1 protein-coding gene is annotated in these 399 nt (G+C 60.9%); it reads right to left on the bottom strand.

Annotated features, from left to right (window positions below; genetic code table 11):
- On the bottom strand, nucleotides 1-399 hold a 399-nt coding region (locus ACZYR5_RS29590), incomplete at both ends, for a type VI secretion system Vgr family protein (protein ID WP_489092920.1).

Consider the following 399-nt stretch of genomic DNA (forward strand, 5'->3'; position numbering starts at 1 on the left):
GCAGCAGCTTCAACTGCGCTGCGACGTCCGCCGGATCGGCGCTGGCGGCCTGGGCGTCGACCGAGAGTTTTTGCAGCTGTTCGCCGGCCTGTTGCAGGCGTGCCACGGCGCTGTCCATTTCCAGCACCAGGCCCTGTGCTTTGGGCTGCGCATCGGCACTGATGAAGATCCCTTTACCGGCACGAATACTCCCCCAGTCATCAGTCCTGACTTCGAATCCTTCCCCACGCTTCTGCTTCTTCGCATCCACCAAATGCCCCAGATTCAACTGACTCTTGCCGCCATATTCCGTACTGAGCTTGACGTGCTCCTGCCCGCGGTTGTCTTCCATGCGCAGCTTGTTGTTGGCCGGCGTGCGCAAGACATTGCGGGTGTGATCCCGGCGTCTGTCGGTAACCA

The sequence above is a fragment of the Pseudomonas sp. F007 genome (assembly GCF_057814275.1).